Raw genomic sequence first — 19,483 nt, 5'->3', positions numbered from 1 at the left:
TCGTCCGAAAGAGCGCCGCCGAGATGGTTGTCGCCACCGTAGGGGCGGCACGTTTCGGCGGCGTGTCGAACGAGGACAGGATCCGTCACAGGCGATGCATAGGCGATGCCGCATCGGGCAGCCTCGGATCAGCTCGGTGGCGGGGGTGGACAAGACGGAGACGTCACGGCCGACGACGACGCCGCGCGATGCGGCGGGAACGCGCCAACCGGGCTCAGCGGATCGGCCACGCGCCGTCGATCGCCGGAGCCGTGGCATCCAGCCGACCGATCTTCACGAAGTACTCCGTGAGGCTCTCGGCTTGGACGCGCGCCCAGCCGATCTGGCGGGTGTGGAGCTCGTCGAGGGTCCGGGGCAGCCACGGGCCGAACTTCTCGGCGAGCGCGAGGGCGAGCCGGCCCGCGGCGACGGCGTCGGCGCAGGCCTCGTGCGCGGACTCGAGGGGAACCGCGTAGTGCTCGGCGACGACGGAGAGCGTGCGCTTGCCGCGGCGGTAGCGGTCGAAGGTCTTGTCGACGACGAGGGGGTCGATGACGGGGGAAGGGGCGGCGATCGGTGCCACGCCGTGGCGCACGGCCTCGTTCTTGAGCATCGAGAAATCGAAGGGCGCGTTGTAGGCGACGACCGGAATGCCGGCGGCGAAGAGCGCCCCCAAAGCCTCGACGACCTCGGCCACCACCCGCGGTGCGGGGGCGCCCTCGGCACGAGCGCGTTCGGTCGAGATCCCGTGGATCGCCGCGGCCCCCGCGGGGATCTCGACGCCCGGGTCGGCGAGCCAGTCGCGGGCGTCGACGACGCGGCCGTCGGCGTCGAGGACGCCCACGTGCGCGGTCACGATGCGATCGTTCTCGACGTCGATCCCGGTCGTCTCGAGGTCGAACACGCCCACGAGGCGCGCCCACTCGGGCGTCTGGAAGAGGGGGAGCGGCTCGGCCTGCCACGTGGTCATGCGCTCACGCTAGAGCGGGCCTCCGACATCGCCGTCGAGGCGCGCAGGAACGGGGGTGGATGCCGTGGGCTCGGGCGCGACGCAGGTCCCACGCGGCCGGAGTCGTCGTGGGTGGGGCGAGGGCGCGGCGCAGACCCCGCGGTGAAGGGCATTCCACGGACGCCTCCGCGAGGTGGGGAGGGCCGAAGCGTGCCACCGGCGGTGGTCCGGAGAAGAGATGTCGGACCCCCCCTCGTAGACTCGACCCATGCCGAACCCCTACGCCGACCGCCTCGCTCAGATCCCCGTCGTGCGGCGCGAGGCGAGTGTTCTCGGGGGCACCACGGCGTACTGGGTCTACGGTGACGACGCCGCCGAGACGACGATCGTCGCGGTGCACGGCTTCCGCGGCGAGCACCACGGGCTCGATCCGGTGGTCGCGCATCTTCCCGGCATCCGGGTGGTCTCTCCCGACCTTCCCGGGTTCGGCGAGACCGCGCCCCTCGACGGACGCCCGCACGACCTCGACACCTACGCCGCCTGGCTGCGCGCGTTCGTCGAGAGCGTCGCTCCGGATGCCGTCGTGCTCGGCCACTCGTTCGGTTCGATCGTGTCGTCCGCGGCGGTGGCGGGCGGGTTGTCGACGCCCCGGCTCATCCTCGTCAACCCGATCGGGGCACCCGCGCTCGAGGGTCCTCGCGGGATCCTGACCCGTCTCGCGGTGTTCTACTACCTCGCCGGGGCGAAGCTGCCACGCGCGATCGGCGAGGGACTGCTGCGCAACGGGCTCATCGTGCGCGTCATGAGCAACGCCATGGCCAAGACGCGCGACCCCGGCCTGCGGCGCTTCGTGCACGAACAGCACGACGAGTACTTCTCGCGCTTCGCCGACCGCGACGTGCTGCACGAGGCCTTCGTCACGAGCGTCTCGCACGACGTGCGCGAGTTCGCCCCGCGCATCGCGCAGCCGACGCTGCTCATCGCGGCCGAGAAGGACGACATCACCCCGATCGAGGCCGAGCGGCACCTGGCGACGCTGTTCCCCGACGCCCGGCTCGTCGAGATTCCCGAGGTCGGCCACCTGATCCACTACGAGACCCCGCAGGCCGCGGCGCGGGCGATCGCGGAGTTCCTCGGCTAGGCCTCGGCTCGGCGCTTGCGGTACGCGTTCACGTTCATCCGGTTGCCGCAGTTGCCCGCGTCGCAGTAGCGCTTCGATCCGTTCTTCGAGAAGTCGACGTACACGCCCTCGCAGTCGTCCGCCTCGCAGACGCGCACGCGCGCGTACTCATCGGCGCGGATGACGTCGACGAAGGCCAATGCCGACTCCACCAGGATGCGCGTCGCCAGGGGATCCGCGGGGTCGCTCGCGTGGATGTGCCAGTCGAGTCCGTCGTGGCGCACGAGCTGGGGGAGCGCGCGCCCATCGGCGAGCATGGCGTTCACCAGGGGGACGGCCCCGTCGCGATCCGCACTCCACAGCTCCAGCAGACGGGGGCGGATGCCGCGGACGGCGGCGAGCTCGCGGGCGTCGCGCGTGCGCGAACCGGTGTAGCCGTGACGGTCGGTGAAGGCCTCGAGCTCCGCGACGTCGACGAGGGTGTCGACCCCGCTCACCTCGGTGTGCGGCAGGGTGTTCACAAGTTCGACGGCGGCGCGCAGCACCAGTTCGGTGTCACGAATGAAGACCACGTTGACTCCTGACAGGTAGAGGCCGTACTGTCACGAGTGTAAACCCCCTTCACTCGTGACAGCAGGCCCCCATGACCACGTCTCCCGTGACCCTTCCGCGTCCCACCCACCGCGGATCCACCGCCGTCACCGGCCTCGCGATCGCCGTCGCCTCGGCCCTGGCGTTCTCTTCCAGCGGCCCGTTCGTCAAACCGCTGCTCGACGGCGGCTGGTCTCTCGGCGCGGTGCTCCTCGTGCGCATGGGCCTCGCCGCCCTGCTGCTCTCGCCCGCGCTGATCCTCGCCATCCGCCGTCAGCGCGGATTCCTCCGCCGACACGGGCTGCTCATCGTCGCGTTCGGGCTCACGGCCGTGGCCGGCTGCCAGCTCTTCTACTTCGCCGCGATGCAGCGGATGCCGGTCGCCGTCGCCCTGCTCATCCAGTACATCGCGCCGGTGCTCATCGTCATCGCGGTCTGGGTGCGCACCCGACGCTCCCCGTCGAAGGCGGTGCTCATCGGCTCCGTCGTCGCGATGGCCGGTCTCGTGCTCGTCGTCGACATCAGCGGCGCGCGCTTCGACCTTCTCGGCACGATCTTCGCGCTGTGCGCGGCGGTCTGCGCCGCGGCCTACTTCGTCATCGCCGGGCGCGCGGGCGACGACCTCCCCCCGCTCGCCCTCGCCGCGGGCGGTTTGCTCACCGGAACCCTGCTCATGGGCGTGCTGGTGGCCACCGGGGTCCTGCCCTTCGCCGCCCCCTCGATCACCGTGTCGCTTGCGGGACTCGAGCTCCCCGGCATCCTGCCGCTGCTGTGGGTGGGCGGCGTGGCGACGACCGTCGGCTATGCGCTCGGGGTGATCGCGGTGCCGCTCATCGGCTCGCGTCTCGCATCGTTCGTGGGACTCATCGAGGTGCTGTTCGCGCTCGGGTTCGCGTGGCTGCTGCTCGGTGAGACGCCGGCGCCGGTCCAGTTCGTGGGCGGCGCGCTGATCCTCGTGGGCGTGGTGCTCGTGCGCATGGATGCCGGGAGCCCGAGCGAGCAGAGCACGGAGACGGCAAGCATCCCGGTGGTGCCGGCGCCGTAGAAACGCCGGAGAAAACTAAATCTCCTCGCGTGCCAGCTGCATCAGTGGGCCGACGCGGTAGCCGATGACCTCGCCCATCACGAGCGACGTCTCGGTGCGCTCGACACCCTCGATGGCCAGGATCCGGGCGTCGGTGTCGAACAGGTGCTGGGTGTCGCGGCACGCCACGCGCACGAGCAGGTCGACCTGACCGCTGAGTCCGTGCGCCTGCAGGACCTCGGGCACCTTGGCGAGCTCCGCACGGATCGCCGGCAGCTCCGCCTGCCGAACGGTCACCTGCAGGAACGCCTCGATGGGGAAGCCCAGAGCCTCGGCCGACAGCGTGCGTTCGTACGAGAGGAAGACGCCCCCGCGTTCCAGGCGGCTCATGCGCGCTTGGACGGTGTTCCGGGAGAGTCCGAGTTTCTCGGCGAGCGCGACGACGGTGGCGCGCGGATCGGCGGACAGGGCGCGGAGGAGGTCGAGGTCGACCGCGTCGAGCTTGCTCATGGTGCGAAACATTAGCAGTGTGAAGGTCGGTCACGGTGGGCACGATGCTCAATATGACGGCGAGGTCTTGAGCGGGGTGCGTTCCGCGCGTACGGTCGGCCTCGTCGGCGGTGCTGCCGGCATCCGTACGCCCCGGCTCTCACGAGGAGCCCCGGCCGCACTGGAGGGATGACGATGACGTACACCCAGACCCGAGGCTCTTCGACAGGACGAGCCGACGACCACGATGCCGTCGACGACGTGCTCCGCCTCCTCGAGCCGGACGGCTCCCGGATCGCCGACGACACCCTCGATCCCTGGGTCGCCGATCTCTCGCCGCACGAGTTGCGCGCCCTCCACCGCGACATGGTCCTCACCCGTCGGCTGGATGCCGAGGGCGTCGCCCTGCAGCGCCAAGGACAGCTCGCCCTCTGGGCACCGTGCCGTGGACAGGAGGCCACCCAGGTCGGCACAGCCCACGCCCTCGCCCCGGGAGACTTCGTCTTCCCCAGTTACCGCGAGCACGGAGTGCTGCTGGGCCGCGGTGCCAAGCCCGCTGACTACGTCCTGGCCTGGCGCGGCGAAGAGCACTCCGCCTACGACCACACCACCATCAACGCGGCGCCTCCCCAGATCATCATCGGCGCGCAGTCACTGCACGCCACCGGCTGGGCGATGGGCGCTCAACGCGACGGCTCGACCGACGTCGCCGTCGCGTACTACGGCGACGGGGCGACGAGCCAGGGCGACGTCAACGAGGCGATGGTCTTCGCCTCGTCGTTCCGCGCCCCCGTGGTGTTCGTGTGCTCGAACAACCAATGGGCTATCTCGGAGCCCGTCACCGTCCAAGCCAAGTACCCGATCGCGGGCCGGGCGCCGGGGTTCGGCATCCCGAGCCTCCGCATCGACGGCAACGACGCCCTCGCTTGCGTCGCGGCCATGCGCTGGGCCCTCGACCGCGCCCGTCGTGGCGAAGGACCCTCGTTCATCGAGGCCGTGACCTACCGCATGGGTCCGCACACCACGAGCGACGACCCCACGCGCTACCGCGACGCCGCCGAGGTCGACGAGTGGGCGCAGCGCGACCCGATCGCCCGGCTCGAGGCCTACCTGCGCGCCGAGGGGATGCTCGACGACTCCGGAACGGACGAGGTCGCCCGTGCCGCCGACGCTCTCGCCGCAGAGGTGCGCGCCGCGTGCATCGGGGCCACCACCCGGGCCCCCGAGACCATGTTCGACCACGTGTACGCGGAACCGCATGCCGCGGTCGAACGGCAGAAAGCCGAGTACATGGACTACCTCGCGGGGTTCGAGCAGGAGGGCGCGCGATGACTTCCCTCACCCTCGGGTCCGCGATCAACGCGGGCCTGTCTAAGGCGCTCGAGAACGACGACAAAGTCCTGCTCATGGGCGAGGACATCGGGAAGCTCGGCGGTGTCTTTCGCGTCACCGACGGCCTGCAGAAGCGCTTCGGCGCGCAGCGCGTCGTCGACACCCCGCTCGCCGAGGCCGGCATCGTCGGTACGGCCGTCGGACTCGCGCTGCGCGGCTACCGGCCCGTCGTCGAGATCCAGTTCGACGGCTTCGTCTACCCGGCCTTCGACCAGATCGTCTGCCAGGTCGCGAAGCTCCACTACCGCAGCAACGGTCGCATCCGGATGCCGCTGGTCATCCGCATCCCGTGGGCCGGGGGCGTCGGCGCGGCCGAGCACCACTCCGAGTCGCCCGAGGCGTACTTCGTGCACACCGCCGGACTCCGCGTGATCGCCCCCTCGAACCCGCAGGATGCCTACGTCATGCTGCAGCAGGCGATCGCCTCCGACGACCCGGTGATCTTCTTCGAGCCCAAGCGCCTGTACCACTCCAAGGGTGAGGTCGACCTCGACGCCGACCTCGCCGACGCCCCGCCGATGCACCTCGCGCGCGTCGCCCGCGAGGGCACGGATGCCACGATCGTCACCTACGGCGCCCAGGTGCGCACCGCCCTCGATGCCGCCGTCGCCGCAGAAGACGACGGCATCTCGCTCGAGGTCATCGACCTGCGCTCGCTGTCGCCGATCGACATGAACACGGTCGCGGCATCCGTCCGCAAGACCGGACGCGTCGTCGTCACGCACGAGGCCGCGCGCGAAGCGGGAGTCGGCGCGGAGCTGATCGCGAGCATCACCGAGGAGTGCTTCCACTACCTCGAGACGCCGCCGCGGCGCGTCACCGGGCACGACATCCCCTATCCGCCGTCGAAGCTCGAGAAGCACCACGTGCCCGACCTGGATCGGATCCTGCACGCGGTGGACCTGGTGCTCGAGCGCGGTGCGGGCTCTTCGCCCACCGGCGGCGCATCCGCCGTGACCGTCGAAGGAGGCGTTCGATGATCGCGGAGTTCTTACTTCCCGACCTCGGCGAGGGCCTTCCCGAGGCCGAGATCGTGCAGTGGCATGTGGCCGAGGGCGACACGGTCACCCTCAACCAGACGATCGCCGAGGTCGAGACGGCGAAGGCGATCGTCGAGATCCCCTCGCCGTACGCCGGCACCGTGCAGGGTCTGCACGCCGCGGCCGGAGACGTCGTCGAGGTCGGATCGCCCCTGGTGTCGTTCGACCTGGGCGGGGCGGATGCCGCTACCCCGGCGGCCCCCTCTGCTGCGACGACCCGAGAGGCCGGGGCGGGCGCGGCCGTCGAGACGGTCGCCGACGCGCCGCTCGACGCTCCCGCCGACGACATCGCCGCCCGCGCGACCCCGAATCTCGTCGGGTACGGCGCCGCTCCGGCATCCGGCAACCGTCCGAAGCGACGCGCGCGCGGAGGCGGGACCGCGGTGATCGAGTCCGACCACGCCGTGCGCGAGGCCGCTCCGCACGACGTCGTCAAGACCGGGCCGATCGACTTGCCGCTCGAGCGTCCGCGCTCGACCCCGCCGGTGCGCAAGCTCGCGAAGGACCTCGGGGTCGACCTCGTGCTGGTCGCCGCCGCTCACCCGGGCGAGATGGTGACGCGCGGCCACGTCGAGGAGTTCGCGGCGCGCACTCCGGCGATGCCCGAGGTCACGGCGTCCGCCGTAGTTCACCCCGGTGGGACGGTGGCGCGCGGCCCGGTGAGCGCGGCCACGGCCTCCGCCCCCGCTCCCACGTCGACGGTCCCCCCGACCAGCCTGTCCGGCGACCGGGTGACGCGCACGCCGATCCGCGGCGTGCGCAAGCACACGGCCGCGGCGATGGTGCAGAGCGCGTTCACGGCTCCGCACGCGACGACGTTCCTCACCCTCGACGTCACCGCGACGACCGAGCTGCTCGCCTCGCTCAAGACCGACCGCGCGCTCGACGGGCACCGCATCGGCGTGCTCGCGATCGTCGCGAAGGCCGTGTGCCTGGCGCTCGGGCGGACGCCCGCGCTCAACGCGAAGTGGGATGAGGCGGCGGGTGAGATCGTCGAGCACCACTACGTGAACCTGGGGATCGCCGCCGCGACCGATCGCGGTCTCGTGGTTCCGGTGATCCCGGATGCCGACCGGCTCGACCTCGTCGACCTCGCCGACGCGATCGCCGAGCTCGCCGCCACGGCTCGCGCCGGACGCACCGCTCCGGCCGCGATGACCGGCGGGACGTTCTCGATCACCAACGTCGGCGTGTTCGGCGTCGACGCCGGGACGCCGATCCTCAACCCCGGCGAAGCGGGAATCCTCGCGGTCGGCGCCGTGCGGCGCACGCCGTGGGAGCACCACGGCGAGATCGCCCTGCGCGACGTGCTGACCCTCAGCCTCTCGTTCGACCACCGTTTGGTCGACGGAGCCGAGGCGGCGCGATTCCTCACCGACGTCGCCGGCGTGCTGCGCGAGCCCGGGCGGGCGATGCTGCTGCGCTGAGCGAACCCGCGGCGGTGAGTCCGTCGCGCGGTGCACCGACGGGGTGCCGAGGGAGTGGTCGCCCTCGGCACCTTTGTTCTGCTGCGGTTGCGGGCGGGTGCAGGCTCCGGGGCGCGCGTCGGGGAGTCAGGCCGTCAGCGCGGCCAGCGCCATGCGGGTCAGGGTCGGGCGCACGCGAGCCGCGGGCACGCCGCGCACGCTGTGCGGCGTCGAGTTGATCAGACCGAAGCACGCCAGGGCTCGCACGCGCCGCTCGGCGGGAGTTTCGGCATCAGGATGCGCGGTGGCGAGCGCCTCGGTCCAGACGGCGACGTACGCGTTCTGCAGGCGGCGCACCGTGCGGCGGTCGTCGGGGGAGAGACGGTCGAGGTCGCGGTCCTGCACGCGGATCACGTCGGCCTCGGCGAGCGCGAACGCGACGTGGAAGTCGACGAGCGCGCGGAGCACGGCGTCGGAGTCATCGGCACCATGCGGGGCGGATGCCGGGTGTGCACGATCGCGGGGGGATATGGCGACACGCGGGGTGGGGGTGGTCGCGGGCGGCGTGTCGGGCGGGGGCTCCGCGGATGTGTTCGCGGCGGCAGATTTCGCGACTCGGCGCCCGCCCTCGAGCAGCCGCTCGCTGACGTCGACGAGGATCGCACCGAGCAACGCCTGTTTGCCCGCGACGTGGCGGTATACCGCCGGCCCGCTCACCCCGGCCGCTTCGCCGATGTCGCCGAGGGTCACACCGTCGAAGCCGCGCTCGGCGAACAGGCGCGCCGCGGCGGCGAGCAGGGCGGCGCGACGATCGGCCTTCGCGCGGTCGCGGGCGGTGCCGGGGGAGCGGTCGGGCGCGGTGCCGGAGGAGTGGGCAGGCGTCGGGCGTGACGTGGGGTCAGGCGTATGGCCCCTCACGCCTTCCCGGGCGGCGCCGACAGAGTCGTCCGGAGAGATGTCTTCGCGGGCGGGGGCGACCGCCGTCACCGCGTCAGCGCGCGCCGCGCCGGCGACCGCGGGGGGCTCGTCGTTCGCTCTTGTCATCGGCATCCGCTCGGACTAACCTGGAATCTCAGTTAGCCAACATTAACTGAAAACCCCTCCGGCGGGAACGACCCCGACCGGAACGACGGTGCCGTCGACGGTGCGGCACCGAGACGGAGCCGCCATGAGCACAGCACCGGTCACCGCGGCAGCGCCCGAGACGTCACAGAACGCCGCGCCCGCCGCCGCCCCCACCCAGCGCGACCTCGCGCAAGAGCTCCGCGTGACGCTCGCCACGGCCGCCCGCGGTGGGTCCGACGCCGCGCGAGAGCGTCACACCGCTCGCGGCAAGCTCCTCGCCCGCGACCGCATCGACCGACTTCTCGATGAGGGCAGCCCGTTCCTTGAGGTCGCCCCCCTCGCCGCTCACGGCCTCTACGACGGCGGGGCCCCCGGCGCGGGAGTCGTCGCCGGTATCGGCCTCGTGCACGGACGCCACGTCATGGTCGTCGCCAACGACGCCACCGTCAAGGGCGGGGCGTACTTCCCCCTGACGGTGAAGAAGCACCTGCGCGCGCAGGAGATCGCCCTCGACAACCGCCTGCCCTGCATCTACCTCGTCGACTCGGGCGGGGCGTTCTTGCCCATGCAGGACGAGGTGTTCCCCGACCGCGAGCACTTCGGCCGGATCTTCCGCAACCAGGCGCAGCTGTCGGCCCGCGGCATTCCGCAGATCGCCGCCGTCATGGGCTCGTGCACCGCGGGCGGGGCGTACGTCCCGGCGATGAGCGACGAGAGCGTGATCGTGCGGAACCAGGGCACGGTGTTCCTCGGCGGACCGCCCCTGGTGAAGGCCGCAATCGGCGAAGACGTCACCGCGGAGCAGCTCGGCGGCGGCGACCTGCACGCCCGCCGGTCGGGAGTGGTCGACCACCTCGCCGACGACGACGAGCACGCGCTCGAGATCGTCCGCGACATCGTCGCGACCTTCCCGCCGACCCCCGCGCCGGTCTGGCAGGTCGAGGCGCCGACCGATCCCGCACGCGACCCGCAGGAGCTCTACGACATCGTCCCCGCCGACGTCGCACAGCCCGTCGACATGCGCGCGATCATCGACACCCTCGTCGACGCGGGCACCCTGCACGAGTTCAAGGCGCTGTACGGCGAGAGCGTCATCACGACCTTCGCGCGCCTGCACGGGCACCCGGTCGCGATCATCGCCAACGACGGCGTGCTCTTCAGCGAGTCGGCTCTCAAGGCCGCGCACTTCATCGAGCTCGCCGATCAGCGCGGCATCCCCCTGCTCTTCCTGCAAAACATCACCGGGTTCATGGTGGGGCGGGATGCCGAGGCCGGAGGCATCGCGAAAGACGGCGCCAAGATGGTCACCGCCGTCGCGACCACCCGCGTCCCCAAACTCACGGTCCTCGTCGGCGGGTCGTACGGCGCCGGCAACTACGCCATGTGCGGTCGCGCGTACGACCCGCGGTTCCTCTGGAGCTGGCCCTCGAGCCGCATCTCGGTCATGGGGGGTGCGCAAGCGGCATCCGTGCTCTCGACCGTCACGCGCGACCAGCGCGCCGCGCGCGGGGAGGAGTGGACGGATGCCGACGACCAGGCCTTCCAGAAACCCATCCGCGACCGCTACGAAGAGCAGGGCAGTCCGTACTACGCCACCGCCCGGCTCTGGGACGACGGCGTGATCGACCCCGCCGACACGCGCACGATGCTCGGGCTTGCGCTCGATGTCGTCAGCCGGGTGCCGCTGGCCGACCGGGGCTTCGGCCTCTTCCGGATGTGAACATGAGCATTCCCCCCTTCCCCTGCGTCCTCGTCGCCAACCGCGGTGAGATCGCGCGCCGGGTGTTTCGGACGTTGCGGCGTCTCGGCATCCGCTCGGTCGCCGTCTTCACCGACGCGGATGCCGACGCGCCCCACGCCCGCGAGGCCGATCACGCCGTGCGCGTGCCCTCGTACCTCGACGTCGACGCGGTGGTCGCCGCCGCCGTGTCGTCGGGGGCGGACGCCGTTCACCCGGGCTACGGCTTCCTCAGCGAGAACGCCGGCTTCGCCCGTGCGTGCGCCGTGGCGGGAATCGTGTTCGTCGGCCCCGGAGTTGAGGCGCTCGAGGTGATGGGCGACAAGATCCGCGCGAAGGAGCACGTCGCCGCCCATGACGTGCCGACCGTGCCGGGCTTCTCCGCGACGGGGTTGAGCGACGACGAGATCGCCGCCGAGGCCGACCGCGCCGGATACCCCCTGCTCGTCAAGCCCTCCGCCGGTGGGGGCGGCAAGGGCATGACCGTGGCCACCGGTCCCGCCGACCTCTCCGACGCGCTCGCGACGGCCCGCCGGGTCGCCGCCGCGGCCTTCGGCGACGACACCCTGCTGCTCGAGCGGCTGCTGGAGCGGCCGCGCCACATCGAGGTGCAGGTTCTCGCCGACACGCACGGCACGACCCTCTCGCTCGGCGAGCGCGAGTGCACCCTGCAGCGGCGGCATCAGAAGGTGATCGAAGAGGCTCCCTCACCCGTCGTCGACCCCGCCACCCGTGCCCGCCTGGGCGAGGCCGCCGTCGCCGCCGCCCGCAGCGTCGAATACCTCGGCGCGGGAACCGTGGAGTTCCTCGTCGCGGGCGACCGGCTCGACGAGCCGTTCTTCATCGAGATGAACACGCGCCTGCAGGTCGAGCACCCCGTGACCGAGATGGTCACCGGCATCGACCTCGTCGAGCAGCAGCTGCGGGTCGCGGCGGGCTTCGCGCTCGAGCTCGGCGAGATCCGCCTCGACGGTCACGCGATCGAGGCGCGCGTGTACGCCGAGACGCCCGCCCGCGGATACCTCCCGGCGACCGGGGCCGTGAGCCTGTGGCATCCGGGATCCGCCCGCGTCGACAGCGCCGTCGAGACCGGCAGCGTCGTCAGCTCGCTGTACGACCCGATGATCGCCAAGGTCATCGCACACGGCCCCGACCGCGAGACGGCCCTCGCCCGACTCGACGCGGCCCTCGCCGACACGGTCGTGCTCGGCGTCGACACGAACATCGCGGATCTTCGCGCCCTGCTGGCCGACCCGGCCGTGCGCGCAGGCGACCTCGACACGGGGTTGCTCGATCGGCGGGGGACTCCGGAGGCTCCGGAACCGTCGCAGGCCGCGCTCGCCGCCGTGGCGCAGAGAGCCGCGGATGCCGGGACCCCGGCCGACGGCTCCGTCTGGGGACGCGTCGGGGCGTGGCGGGCCGGGGGAGCGGCGGCCGCTCGCCCGGTGTCGCTCGAAGACGACGCCGGGCAGGTGCACGCGGTGGCGCCCGCGTCTGGCAGGGCCGTGGTCGTCGGGGGCCCGAATGAGTACTGGGTGCACGCCGACGGGGGAGCGCACCGGTTGCGAGTCGTGTCGCGGCGAGATGCCGCCCAGCGCCGCCGGACCGCCGCGGGCCGCGCGCCCGGGGCCGTCGATCCCGACCTGGTCGCCCCTCTCCCCGGAACCGTCGTCGCCGTGCACGTCGTCGATGGAGACAGCGTCGAGGCCGGCGCCCGGCTCCTCACGATCGAGGCGATGAAGATGGAGCACACGGTCGTGGCCCCGCACGCCGGGACGGTGCGGCTGCGCACCTCCGCGGGCTCGCAGGTCGCGCGAGACGCGGTGGTCGCGACGGTGAGCCCTGAGATCCCCCAGTCCCACGATTCCGCCGGCAGCCCGGCATCCCACCCCGCTTCATCCCACAAGGAGACCCTCTCGTGAGCATCGACAGCCAGCAGGTATTCACCGACGACGAGCGCGAACTGAGCGCGATGGTGCGCGAGTTCGCCGACGAGGTGATCGCGCCACGCTCGTACGAAGCCGACCGCGCGCACCAGCTGCCCCTCGACCTCGTTGAGCAGATGGGCGACCTGGGACTGTTCGGTCTGCCGTTCCCCGAAGAGGTCGGTGGCCAGGGCGGCGACTACGCGAGCCTGTGCGTCGCGATCGAGGGGGTGGCGCGCGTCGACCAGTCGATGGCCATCACGCTGGAAGCAGGCGTCGGCCTCGGCGCCATGCCGATCTACCGTTACGGCACCGACGCGCAGAAGGCGGAGTACCTTCCCGACCTCGTCGCCGGTCGCGCGCTCGCCGGATTCGGACTCACCGAAGCCGAGGCCGGCAGCGACGCCGGCGCCACCCGCACGACCGCAAAGCTCGAGGGCGGCGAATGGGTCATCGACGGGACGAAGCAGTTCATCACCAACTCCGGCACCGACATCACCCGATTCGTGACCGTCACCGCGGTTACCGGCCGCACCGACGCGGGCCGCCCCGAGATCTCGACGATCATCGTGCCCAACGGCACGCCCGGCTTCACCGTGGGTCCCGCGTACGACAAGGTCGGTTGGAACGCCTCCGACACGCATCCGCTCACCTTCGACGGCGTGCGAGTTCCCGAGGCGAACCTGCTCGGCCAGCGCGGGCACGGGTTCAAGAACTTCCTCCGCACCCTCGACGAGGGCCGCGTCGCGATCGCCGCCCTCGCCACCGGCGCCGCCGAGGGCTGCCTCGAAGCCGCCGTCGACTACGCCCGCAGCCGCACCGTCTTCGGCGAGCGCCTGTCGACGCGCCAGAACATGCAGTTCCTGCTCGCGCGCATGCACGCCCGCGTACACACCGCCCGCCTCGCGTGGGTGCACGCCGCGCGCCTGTGCGACGCCGGCAAGCCCTTCACCGTCGACGCCGCCGTCGCGAAGATGACCGCGAGCGACGCCGCCATGGCGAACGCGCGCGACGCGACCCAGGTGTTCGGCGGCAACGGCTTCATCAACGAGTACCCGGTCGCGCGGCATTACCGCGACTCGAAGATCCTCGAGATCGGCGAGGGCACGACCGAGGTGCAGCTCATGGTGATCTCGCGTGCGCTGGGGCTCACGGGTACCGTTGCGGCATGATCGAGCAGCGCGGCCTGTATCTGGAGGAGTTCGTCGTCGGTGAGAAGTACGCGCACCGTCCCGGGCGGACGGTGACGGATGCCGACAACGTGGTGTTCACGACCCTGACGATGAATCCGCAGGCGCTGCACCTCGATGCCGCCTACGCGGCGACCCAGCCGTTCGGTCGTCCGCTGGTGAACTCGATGTGGACGCTGTCGACCCTCGTGGGGCTCTCGGTGGGGCAGCTCACCCAGGGCACGCTCGTCGCGCAGCTCGGGCTGACCGACGTGAGCTTCCCGGCTCCGCTGTTCGTCGGTGACACCCTGATCGCCGAGACCGAGATCGTCTCGGTGCGCCCCTCGGCGTCGAGGCCCGGTCAGGGGATCGTCGTCATGGAGCACACCGGACGCTCGCAGAATGACGAGGTGGTCGCCACCGCGACCCGCACGGTACTGGTGTGGGCGCAGGAGGCGGCGGCGTGAGCGGGGCCCTTCCCGAGCCGTGCGGCGCGTTCGACGAGGGCCCCGCGGGTATCTCCGCGGTGCTGCGGGGGTGGGCGGCGTGAGCGCATCGTTCTCGCTCGGTCCCGCACTCCTGTTCGTACCCGGCGACCGGCCGGAACGGCTGTCGAAGGCTCTCGAGCGGGCGGATGCCGCGATCCTCGACCTCGAAGACGCCGTCGCCCCGGATGCCAAGGCTCACGCCCGCGTAGAGTTGATCGCCGCCGACCCCGACCCCGAACGCGTCATCGTGCGGGTCAACGGACCCGAGACGCCCGACTTCGCGCTCGACCTCGACGCCGTCGCCGAGACCCGCGTGCGGCGCGTGATGGTCGCCAAGGCCGAGGATCCTGCCGCGCTCGCGCGGCTCGAGGGGTACGAGGTGATCGCCCTGTGCGAGACGGCTCGTGGGGTGGTCGCCGCCGAGCAGCTCGCCGCCCTGCCGCAGGTGATCGCGCTCATGTGGGGTGCCGAAGACCTCGTCGCGAGCCTCGGCGGAACCTCGAGCCGCAGCGACGACGGCGGGTATCGCGACGTCGCACGCCTCGCGCGGGCTCGGGTGCTGCTCGCCGCCGGAGCCTTCGGCAAGCAGGCGATCGACGCCGTGCACGTCGACATCGCCGACCTCGACGGCCTCTCGGACGAGGCGCGGGATGCCGTGACATCCGGATTCACGGCCACCGCGTGCATTCACCCCGGGCAGGTCGCGACGATCCGCGAGGCGTACGCCCCGCCCCCCGAGCAGGTCGAGTGGGCGCGCGGAGTGCTCGCCGCGGCCGAGGGGGAGCGGGGAGTATTCCGCCACGAGGGGCGGATGATCGACGAGCCGATCCTGCGCCACGCCCGCTCGCTCGTCGCGCGGGCGGAAAACGCTTAGCTCGCGACGCCGGCGTAGGCCAGCATCTCCCAGCGGTCGCCGTCGAGGCGGAAGGTCGTCGCCGAGCAGTTCGGCAGGCGTTCGCCCTCGCGGGGGAACTCGCCGTCGGTGGCGAACATGATGACCTCGCGGATGAGCGCTCCGTGTGCGACGGCGATCACGTCGACGCCGTCGGGCGCGGATGCCACGGCCTCGGCGAGCGCGGCCAGCGCACGCTCGCGCACGACCGGCCAGGTCTCGGCGCCGGGCACATCGGCCGCGTGCCAGGGGCCGTAGGTGTCGGAGAAGGTGGGCGCGTCCATGCCCTCGGCCTCGCCGTACGAGCGCTCCTGCAGGCCGGGGAGGCGCAGGGTCACCGACGTGCCCAGGGCCGCAGCGATGATGTCGGCCGTCTCGGCGGCGCGACCCAGGTCGCTCGAGACGACGACGACCTCACGGCCGGCGTACTCCGCGGCGAGGGTCTCGGCGATGCCGCGCGCCTGCAGTCGACCGGTGTCGTTCAGGGGGATGTCGGTCGACCCCTGGATGCGTCCCTCGTAGTTCCATGCCGTCTCGCCATGCCGCACCAGAGTCAGAATCGTCACGCGTCGAGCCTAACCGGCGGGGGCGGAGCCGGCCCCACGGCGGCGCCCGCGCGAGACGGGGCCACGCGAGGCCCTGTCGTTCCGAACGGGGCCGGGCGCAATCACCCGAGGGGGCGGTCGGGGGTGTCCTCGGGGCAGTCGATCGGGTGTGCGATCACGGGTTTCGTGCCGAGATCGTAGATGCGGCAGGCGCGTCCCCAATCGGGGCGGGCGGTGAGATCCAGGGGACCGCCCTTCCCCCAGTGGTAGTACGCCGCGACCGAGACCGCGTCGTCCGTTGCCGAGAGGAGCGACCATCCATACGGACTCTGATTCGCCCTCCCCGCGATGACACCCTGCTGCAGCGCCGCCGACACCGCGTCCATGCGGTCGGGTGCGATGGCGGTGACCGAGATCGCCGTCAACAGGCCGTGGTCGGCGAAGCCCGCCGCCTCCTCGTCCTCGAGGACGCCGGGCGGTTCGCCGAGGAGGCGTCCCACGGCGATCACGGTCGCGAGAGCGACGAGCAGCAGGACGCTCTTCCGGTGCGGACGGCCCACCGGCGTCGACCGTCGAGGTTCCCCGGGCGCGGTCACGGCCCGACGCCCCGACGGCGAGCCGGAGCGCGAGTCATCAGAGCAGCCCCGGCAGCCGATCCGCGAACGCCCGCAGCACGTGCGTCGTGCCCCCGTCGATCTTGACCGCCGCGCGCTGGTCGGCGCGCGTCTCGCCGCGATTGACGATGACCACGGGGAGGCGCTTGCGTCGCGCCCGCTCGACGAGCCGGATGCCCGAGTTGACCACCAGGGACGAGCCGGCGACGACCAGCGCATCGCTGGTGTGCACGAGCTGCTCCGCCTCGCGGAACTTCTCGACCGGGATGTACTCGCCGAAGAACACGACATCGGGCTTGAGCGTGCCCTCGCACACCGAGCACACCGGCACGACGAAACCGTCGGCGCTCGCCGGGGTGACATCGCCGTCGGGGCCGAGCTCGACATTCTCGGGGAGCGAGATCCAGGGGTTGTCGGCCTCGACGCGTTCGGCCAGGTCGCGGCGGTCGAACACCTGCCCGCACTGCAGACAGCCGACGCGGCGCATCGTGCCGTGCAACTCGACGACGCGTCCGCTGCCGGCCCGCACGTGCAGACCGTCGACGTTCTGCGTGATCACGCCGTTGGCGACTCCGGCGGACTCGAGATCGGCGAGGGCGCGATGACCGTCGTTCGGCTGCGCGGCGGCGAACACCTTCCACCCCAGGTGGCTGCCCACCCAGTAGCGGCGGCGCGCGTCGGCACTCGAGAGGAACTGCTGAGCCGTCATGGGCGTGCGCGTCGGCGCCCCCTTGCCCCGATAGTCGGGTATCCCCGAATCGGTCGACACGCCCGCGCCCGTGAGGACGGCGATCTTGCGCCCGGCGAGGACCTCGACGGCGCGATCGATGGATGCCGAGAACTCGGCGTCCTGCGTCGTGTCGGTCATGCACACCTCCGTCCCATCGAGTCTATGGCGGGGCGCCGACACCGGCTCGCGCCGGCAGCCCCTCCTCCCGTCCCGTCGACGGGTCCGTGTCGCGGGGAGGAGCGCGCGAAAGGGAGACTGGGGGAATGAGCTCCTTCCCCCGGCCCGCCATGCTCGACGTCACCTCCCTCCGCCGCGTGCGTCCGTGGGGCGGTGATCTCGTCGACATCGCCATCGACGGGGGACGGATCACCGCGATCACCCCCGCCGCCGCCGACCCCATCGGCATCCGGGAATTCGACGGACGCGGGCTGCTCGCCCTGCCGGGGCTCGTGAACGCCCACGCGCACGTGGACAAGTCGTGGTGGGGACTGCCGTGGCAGTCGTACGGCGGCGAGGGGTCGACCGAGGGGCGCATCCGACACGAACGGGAGCAGCGCGAGGCGCTCGGCATCCCCTCGCTCGAGCGCTCCGCGTTCGTGCTCCGCGAGCTCGTCCGCCAGGGAACGACCGCGATCCGCACCCACGTCGACGTCGACAACGGGGTGGGCCTGCGCGGGATCGAGGCGGTCGAAGAAGCCGCGGCCGCCTACGGGGGCGCCCTCGACGTGCAGATCGTGGCCTTCCCGCAGGATGGGGTGCTTCGACGCCCGGGTGTCCTCGAGCTGCTGCGCGAGGCCGCAGGCCGCGACAGCGTCACGGGGATCGGTGGTCTCGACCCCGCGTCGATCGACCGCGACCCGGTGGGACAGATCGACGCCCTGACCGCGCTCGCCGCCGACACCGGGGTCGACCTCGACATCCACCTACACGATGCGGCCGAGCTCGGCGCGTTCCAGATCGAACTGCTCATCGAGCGCACGCAGCGCCTGGGACTCGGCGGACGGGTGAACATCGCCCACGGGTTCGCCGTCGCCCAGCTCGACCCCGCGCGTCGGCGCGACCTCCTCGCCGCGATGGGCGCGGCCGGCGTATCGATGACCACCGTCGCCCCGCTGCGGCTGGCGCAGCTTCCCCTCGCCGAGCTCGACGCGGCCGGTGTCCGGCTGGGGCTCGGCACCGACGGCATCCGGGATCTCTGGAGCCCCTTCGGCACCGGCGACACGCTCGCCATCGCCTGGCAGTACGCCCGCGCGGGAGGGCTCGTGCGCGACGAGGAGCTGCTCCGCGTCGTCGAGCTCGCCACCCGCGCGGGTGCGTGGGCGGTCGGTCGAGAGGTGCACGACCTCGTCGAGGGAGCGCGCGCAGACATCGTCCTCGTGGATGCCGAGAACTCCATGGATGCGCTCGTGCGTCAGCCCGAGCGGGCCCTGGTGATCGCCGGGGGTCGGGCGCTGCACGTGGCGTGAGGCCTGGCGCGCGGGCTGCTGGCACCATGGGGGGATGCCCGTCATCCCCCTCGACTCCGCCGCCGACCCGCGCCTCGCCGACTATCGCGATCTCACCGACGTGTCGCTGCGGCGGGTGTCGGAGCCGGCTGGCGGGCTCTACATCGCAGAGTCCTCGAAGGTCCTCGATCGCGCCCTTCGCGCGGGGCACCGGCCGCGCTCCGTCCTCGTGCAGGAGAAGTTCCTCGCCGATGCGCTCGCGCTCGTCGGTGAGGACGCCGAGGTCTACGTCGTCCCGGCCGAGGTCGCCGAACGGGTGACCGGATACACCGTGCACCGGGGGCTCCTGGCGTCCATGCATCGCCCCGCGCTGGCATCCGTCGAAGAAGTCGTGCGCGACGCCCGGCTCGTCGTCGTTCTCGAAGACGTGGTCGATCACACCAACATCGGAGCGGCGTTCCGTTCGGCGGCGGCCCTCGGCGCCGACGCGGTGCTCGTCACCCCGCGCTGCGCCGACCCGCTGTACCGACGCAGCGTCCGCGTCAGCATGGGCACCGTGTTCCAGGTGCCGTGGACGCGACTGCCGGAGTGGTCGGATGCCGCCCCCCTGCTGCACGACGCCGGATTCCACCTCGCCGCACTGGCGTTGTCGGACGACGCGGTGACCCTCGACGCCTTCTCTGCCGCGGGGCACGAGCGCATCGCCCTGCTGATGGGATCCGAGGGCGACGGACTCAGCCGGGGCGCGCTCGCCGCGGCGGACACCGTCGTGACGATCCCGATGGCCGGGGGAGTGGACTCGCTCAACGTCGCCGCGGCGAGCGCGGTGGCGCTGTGGGAACTCGGACGGGGACGCCGGGCCTAAGGCGGGGGATTTCGAAC

General features: G+C 72.0%; 19 protein-coding genes. 12 read left to right on the top strand and 7 right to left on the bottom strand.

Translation table 11 applies throughout. From position 1 onward, the window contains the following. Window positions 1–214: 214 nt before the first annotated feature. Window positions 215–949, bottom strand: coding sequence for an exonuclease domain-containing protein (locus ASE56_RS15960; RefSeq protein WP_056232063.1), 735 nt, complete (start codon window positions 947–949; stop codon window positions 215–217). A 247-nt stretch (window positions 950–1,196) separates the two neighbouring features. Here ASE56_RS15960 and ASE56_RS15955 point away from each other — a divergent pair, with 247 nt between their 5' ends. Then, the gene (locus ASE56_RS15955; RefSeq protein ID WP_056232059.1) at window positions 1,197–2,069 is read left to right on the top strand and encodes an alpha/beta fold hydrolase; all 873 of its coding nucleotides are present in this window, start codon (window positions 1,197–1,199) and stop codon (window positions 2,067–2,069) included. On the opposite strand, the gene ASE56_RS15950 is transcribed toward ASE56_RS15955, so the two are convergent. Continuing rightward, window positions 2,066–2,620, bottom strand: coding sequence for a CGNR zinc finger domain-containing protein (locus ASE56_RS15950; RefSeq protein WP_056232055.1), 555 nt, complete (start codon window positions 2,618–2,620; stop codon window positions 2,066–2,068). The two genes, ASE56_RS15955 and ASE56_RS15950, sit on opposite strands and share 4 nt — an antisense overlap. Before the next feature lie 71 nt (window positions 2,621–2,691). On the opposite strand from ASE56_RS15950, the gene ASE56_RS15945 reads away from it, so the two are divergent. Beyond that, the gene (locus ASE56_RS15945; RefSeq protein ID WP_056232052.1) at window positions 2,692–3,684 is read left to right on the top strand and encodes a DMT family transporter; all 993 of its coding nucleotides are present in this window, start codon (window positions 2,692–2,694) and stop codon (window positions 3,682–3,684) included. A gap of 15 nt (window positions 3,685–3,699) precedes the next feature. Here the strand turns inward: ASE56_RS15945 and ASE56_RS15940 are convergent, their stop codons facing one another. Continuing rightward, on the bottom strand, window positions 3,700–4,173 hold the full coding sequence (locus tag ASE56_RS15940) for an Lrp/AsnC family transcriptional regulator (protein ID WP_056232426.1): 474 nt from the start codon (window positions 4,171–4,173) through the stop codon (window positions 3,700–3,702). A 174-nt stretch (window positions 4,174–4,347) separates the two neighbouring features. On the opposite strand from ASE56_RS15940, the gene pdhA reads away from it, so the two are divergent. The 3 genes from pdhA to ASE56_RS15925 are packed head-to-tail and all read left to right on the top strand — an operon-like array spanning window position 4,348 to window position 8,011. Next, entirely contained in the window at window positions 4,348–5,484 is a 1,137-nt protein-coding gene (gene pdhA, locus ASE56_RS15935) for a pyruvate dehydrogenase (acetyl-transferring) E1 component subunit alpha (RefSeq protein WP_056232422.1), read from the top strand. Further along, complete coding sequence (locus tag ASE56_RS15930) at window positions 5,481–6,524, top strand: alpha-ketoacid dehydrogenase subunit beta (RefSeq protein WP_056232049.1); 1,044 nt, start codon at window positions 5,481–5,483, stop codon at window positions 6,522–6,524. The genes pdhA and ASE56_RS15930 overlap by 4 nt, the downstream gene beginning before the upstream one ends. After that, window positions 6,521–8,011 (top strand): dihydrolipoamide acetyltransferase family protein, encoded by a 1,491-nt coding sequence (locus tag ASE56_RS15925; RefSeq protein WP_056232045.1) that lies wholly within the window; start codon window positions 6,521–6,523, stop codon window positions 8,009–8,011. Before ASE56_RS15930 ends, ASE56_RS15925 begins: the two co-directional genes overlap by 4 nt. 126 nt (window positions 8,012–8,137) lie before the next feature. Here ASE56_RS15925 and ASE56_RS15920 read toward each other — a convergent pair whose 3' ends face one another. Beyond that, window positions 8,138–8,908: a TetR/AcrR family transcriptional regulator gene (locus ASE56_RS15920; protein ID WP_235557029.1), complete on the bottom strand. Its 771-nt coding sequence runs from the start codon at window positions 8,906–8,908 to the stop codon at window positions 8,138–8,140. A 250-nt stretch (window positions 8,909–9,158) separates the two neighbouring features. Here ASE56_RS15920 and ASE56_RS15915 point away from each other — a divergent pair, with 250 nt between their 5' ends. The 5 genes from ASE56_RS15915 to ASE56_RS15895 all read left to right on the top strand — a co-directional run bounded on the left by ASE56_RS15915 (window position 9,159) and on the right by ASE56_RS15895 (window position 15,249). Beyond that, window positions 9,159–10,775: a carboxyl transferase domain-containing protein gene (locus tag ASE56_RS15915; protein WP_056232043.1), complete on the top strand. Its 1,617-nt coding sequence runs from the start codon at window positions 9,159–9,161 to the stop codon at window positions 10,773–10,775. Between the two features lie 2 nt (window positions 10,776–10,777). Continuing rightward, on the top strand, window positions 10,778–12,715 hold the full coding sequence (locus ASE56_RS15910) for a biotin carboxylase N-terminal domain-containing protein (protein ID WP_056232039.1): 1,938 nt from the start codon (window positions 10,778–10,780) through the stop codon (window positions 12,713–12,715). Then, a complete protein-coding gene (locus ASE56_RS15905) occupies window positions 12,712–13,890 on the top strand; it encodes an acyl-CoA dehydrogenase family protein (RefSeq protein WP_056232034.1) in 1,179 nt (392 codons plus the stop codon). Before ASE56_RS15910 ends, ASE56_RS15905 begins: the two co-directional genes overlap by 4 nt. Further along, the gene (locus ASE56_RS15900; protein ID WP_056232031.1) at window positions 13,887–14,354 is read left to right on the top strand and encodes a MaoC family dehydratase; all 468 of its coding nucleotides are present in this window, start codon (window positions 13,887–13,889) and stop codon (window positions 14,352–14,354) included. The genes ASE56_RS15905 and ASE56_RS15900 overlap by 4 nt, the downstream gene beginning before the upstream one ends. A gap of 79 nt (window positions 14,355–14,433) precedes the next feature. Further along, on the top strand, window positions 14,434–15,249 hold the full coding sequence (locus ASE56_RS15895; protein ID WP_056232418.1) for a CoA ester lyase: 816 nt from the start codon (window positions 14,434–14,436) through the stop codon (window positions 15,247–15,249). On the opposite strand, the gene ASE56_RS15890 is transcribed toward ASE56_RS15895, so the two are convergent. From ASE56_RS15890 to ASE56_RS15880, 3 genes are all read right to left on the bottom strand, one after another. Further along, window positions 15,246–15,833, bottom strand: coding sequence for a histidine phosphatase family protein (locus ASE56_RS15890; protein WP_056232026.1), 588 nt, complete (start codon window positions 15,831–15,833; stop codon window positions 15,246–15,248). The genes ASE56_RS15895 and ASE56_RS15890 overlap by 4 nt on opposite strands. A gap of 101 nt (window positions 15,834–15,934) precedes the next feature. Further along, a complete protein-coding gene (locus ASE56_RS15885; RefSeq protein ID WP_056232022.1) occupies window positions 15,935–16,372 on the bottom strand; it encodes a hypothetical protein in 438 nt (145 codons plus the stop codon). A gap of 73 nt (window positions 16,373–16,445) precedes the next feature. Beyond that, window positions 16,446–17,294: a Sir2 family NAD-dependent protein deacetylase gene (locus ASE56_RS15880; RefSeq protein ID WP_056232018.1), complete on the bottom strand. Its 849-nt coding sequence runs from the start codon at window positions 17,292–17,294 to the stop codon at window positions 16,446–16,448. A gap of 125 nt (window positions 17,295–17,419) precedes the next feature. Here ASE56_RS15880 and ASE56_RS15875 point away from each other — a divergent pair, with 125 nt between their 5' ends. Next, the gene (locus ASE56_RS15875; RefSeq protein WP_056232014.1) at window positions 17,420–18,622 is read left to right on the top strand and encodes an amidohydrolase family protein; all 1,203 of its coding nucleotides are present in this window, start codon (window positions 17,420–17,422) and stop codon (window positions 18,620–18,622) included. A gap of 34 nt (window positions 18,623–18,656) precedes the next feature. Then, the gene (locus tag ASE56_RS15870; RefSeq protein ID WP_056232010.1) at window positions 18,657–19,466 is read left to right on the top strand and encodes an RNA methyltransferase; all 810 of its coding nucleotides are present in this window, start codon (window positions 18,657–18,659) and stop codon (window positions 19,464–19,466) included. The last annotated feature ends 17 nt before the right edge of the window (window positions 19,467–19,483 follow it).

Source organism: Microbacterium sp. Leaf203 (assembly GCF_001421275.1).
GTDB classification, from domain to species: domain Bacteria; phylum Actinomycetota; class Actinomycetes; order Actinomycetales; family Microbacteriaceae; genus Microbacterium; species Microbacterium testaceum_A.
This window is presented reverse-complemented; position numbering and strand designations above follow the sequence as displayed.